The sequence below is a fragment of the Streptomyces sp. NPDC030143 genome (assembly GCF_055573695.1).
The window spans coordinates 1-3739 of sequence record NZ_JBVIAY010000056.1 but is presented as its reverse complement, the minus strand read 5'-3'; the positions used below and the strand labels follow the sequence as shown (position 1 = coordinate 3739).

The window sequence follows — 3739 nt, the reverse complement described above, 5'->3', positions numbered from 1 at the left end:
CGGGGTCGGTGGTGACGGCGCGGAGCAGGCGTTCGAGGCGGGCGGTGATCGCCTCGACGGTGGCCTGGTCGAACAGGTCCGTCGCGAAGTCCACCGAACCCGTCATGCCCCCGGGCAGGCCCTGCGACGTCAGCCGCTCCTCGAACCCGAACTCCAGGTCGAACTTCGAGGTGTCCGAGCCCACCGCCTCCAGCTCGCCCGCCGCCCCCGCCAGCGGAAGCTCCGCACGCGTCGACTCGAAGGTGAGCATGACCTGGAAGAGCGGGTGGTGGGCGAGCGAGCGGGTGGGGTTGACGATCTCCACGAGCCGCTCGAAGGGCACGTCCTGGTGGGCGTAGGCCGCCAGGTTCGTCTCCCGCACCCGCCCCAGCAACTCCGCGAACGTCGGGTCGCCCGAGGTGTCGGTGCGCAGCACCAGCGTGTTGACGAAGAACCCGACCAGGTCCTCCAGCGCGTCGTCGGCCCGCCCCGCGACCGGAGTGCCCAGCGGGATGTCGCTGCCCGCGCCGAGCCGGGTGAGCAGGGCGGCGAGCGCCGCCTGCATCACCATGAAGACACTGGTCTGCTGCTCCCGCGCCAGCCGCGTGATGCCCTGGTGCAGCGCGGGGTCGAGGACGAAGTCGACGCTGCGGCCCCGGTAGTCGGCCACCTCGGGGCGGGGCCGGTCCGTCGGCAGCTCCAGCCGCTCCGGCAGCCCCGCCAGCGCGGTGCGCCAGTGGTCGATCTGCCGCGACAGCACGCTGTCCGGGTCCGTCTCGTCCCCGAGCACCTCCCGCTGCCACAGCGTGTAGTCCGCGTACTGCACCGGCAGCGGCTCCCACGCGGGCGCCTGTCCGGCGCGGCGCGCCGTGTAGGCGAGGGACAGGTCGCGGGCCAGCGGGCCCAGGGACCAGCCGTCGCCGGCGATGTGGTGCACGAGCAGCAGCAGGACGTGTTCGTCCGCGCCGACCGTGAACAGGGTCACCCGCAGAGGGAGTTCGGCTGCCAGGTCGAAGGCGTACCGCGCGGCCCCGGCCACGTCCTCGTCGATCCGCTCCGGCGCGGACGCCACCACCTCGAACACCGGCCGGGCCGCCGCGCCGTCCAGGATCCGCTGGTACGGGGTGCCGTCCGCCTCCGGGAAGACGGTCCGCAGGCTCTCGTGCCGCTGGACGAGATCGCCGACGGCCGCCCGCAGCGCCGCCACGTCCGGTGCGTCCGGCAACCGCAGCCGCATCGGCACGTTGTACGTCGCGCTCGGTCCCTCCAGCCGGTGCAGGAACCACAGCCGCCGCTGGGCGAAGGACAACGGCAGCCGCTCCGGCCGCGCCATCGGCACCAGCGCCGCCCGCGCCCCGCCCGCGTCACCGAGACGCGCCGCGATCCCGGCGACCGTCGGCGCCTCGAACAGGTCCCGCACGGTCAGCTCCACGCCGAGGGCGCTCCGTACCCTGCTGATCAGCTGGAGGGCGAGCAGCGAGTGCCCGCCGAGGTCGAAGAAGTTGTCGTCGATGCCGAGGCGTTGCACCCCGAGCACCTCGGCGAACAGGGCGCACAGCACGTCCTCGCGAGCGTCGCGCGGCGCCCGCCCGCCCTCGCCGTCCGTGTACCCGGGCGCGGGCAGCGCCTTGCGGTCCAGCTTCCCGACCGCGGTGAGCGGCAGCCGGTCGAGCACGACGAACGCCGACGGCACCATGAACGCCGGGAGACGACGCTCGGTCAGCTCCCGCAACTCCGCCACGTCAAGACCGTCCGCACCCTCGACGGGCACGGCGTAGGCGACGATGCGCTGGTCCCCGGGCCGGTCCTCGCGGACGACGACGGCGACGTGTGCCACACCGGGGTGGGCGGCGAGGACGCCTTCGATCTCGCCCGGCTCGATGCGGTATCCGCGGACCTTGACCTGGTCGTCGGAGCGGCCGACGAAGTCGAGCTGCCCGTCGGGGCGCCATGCGACGAGGTCACCGGTGCGGTACATGCGCGCCCCCGGCGGGCCGAACGGGTCGGCCACGAACCGCTCGCCGGTCAGGCCCGGGCGGCCCGCGTACCCGCGGGCCACACCGTCGCCCCCGATGTACAGCTCACCCACCACGCCGGGCGGCACCGGCCGCAACCGCTCGTCCAGGACCGTCAGCCGGCTGCCGTCCAGCGGTTCGCCGATCGGCAGCGGGTCGGTGCACCGGTCCACCGAGGAGACCGGGTACCGGGTGGCGAACGTGGTGGTCTCCGTCGGACCGTACACATTGACCACGGTGACGCCGGGACAAGCGTCGAGAACCCGTCGGACGGCGACCGGTGAGAGCACGTGACCGCCCGTCCACACCTCGGAGAGGCCGGAGAAGGAATCCGGTCGCTGTTCCGCCATCACGGCGAAGAGCCCGGCGGTCAGGAACAGCCCGGTCAACGCCCTCTCCGCGACGACCCTGGCCAGTTCCGCGGTGTCCAGCCTGCCGGGACCTGCCACCACGGCCGTACCGCCGTTCAGCAACGGCACCCACAGTTCGTACGTCGACGCGTCGAACGTGTGCGGCGAGTGCACCAGGACGCGGCGATGGGCACCGGCGGCCCAGCAGCCGTCGAGCGCGAGATCGACCACGTTCCGGTGCGTCACCTCGACGCCCTTGGGGCGGCCGGTGGAACCGGACGTGTACATCACATACGCGACGCCCTGCTCCCCGACACCGCTGATCTCGGGCGGCGAGTCCGGACAGCCGTCGAGGTCCACGTCGGCGAGACCGTCGTCGACAGTGACGGCGGGTGCGAGGTCCGCGAGCATGAAGTCGATGCGCTCGCGCGGGTACGTGGGGTCGATCGGCACATAGCCGGCCCCCGTCTTCAGGACGCCGAGGATCGCCGCGACCAGCAACGGCGAGCGCTCCAGCACCAGCGCCACCCGGCTGTGCGGGCGGGCGCCGCGTGCTCGCAGGTGGTGGGCGATGCGACTGGACCAGCGGTCCAGCTCGGCGTAGGTCCACCTGCTCGTGCCGTCCGCGGAGACGAGCGCGGTCGTGTCCGGATGCGCGGCGGCCGTGACGGCGAACCGCCGGTGAACGGTGTCGGCCACGATCCGGGCGTCACGGGTGTGCCCGCCCCACCGGGCCAGCGCCGCGCGCTCGTCGTCGGCGAGGATGTCCACGGCCCCGACGGGCGTGCCAGGCGCGGCGACAACGTGCCGCAGGAAGCGCGTCCAGCGCTCGAGCAGCCCGGTGACCGTCTCGGCGTCGAACAGGTCCGTCGCGAACTCCACGACACCGCCGAGCCCGCACGGCGTGCCCTGGGCGTCGAAACGCTCCCCGAGACTGAGGGTCAGGTCCACCTTCGCGATGCCGGCGTGGACGTCCTCGTCCTCCGTGACCCGCAGCCCCCGCATGGCGAAGTCGCCCTGCGCGGCGTTCTGCAGGACCAGCATGACCTGGAAGAGCGGGTGGTGGGCGAGCGAGCGGGTGGGGTTGAGGATCTCCACGAGCCGCTCGAACGGCAGGTCCTGGTGGGCGTAGGCGGCGAGGTTCGTCTCCCGCACCCGGGCGAGCAACTCGGTGAACGTCGGGTCGCCGGAGGTGTCGGTGCGCAGCACCAGCGTGTTGACGAAGAAGCCGACCAGGTCGTCCAGTGCGGTGTCGGCGCGGCCCGCGACCGGGGTGCCGATGGGGATGTCGGTCCCGGCGCCGAGCCGGGTGAGCAGCGCGGACAGCGTGGCGTGCAGCACCATGAACACGGTGACCTGGTGCTCCCGCGCCAGCCGGACGACGCCCTCGTGCAG

At 73.2% G+C, this 3739-nt stretch carries 1 protein-coding gene; it reads right to left on the bottom strand.

The window, feature by feature from the left end; genetic code table 11:
• Window positions 1–3739, bottom strand: a 3739-nt coding sequence (locus tag ACZ4YY_RS37410; protein ID WP_468299858.1) for an amino acid adenylation domain-containing protein, incomplete at both ends; no start/stop codon positions are given.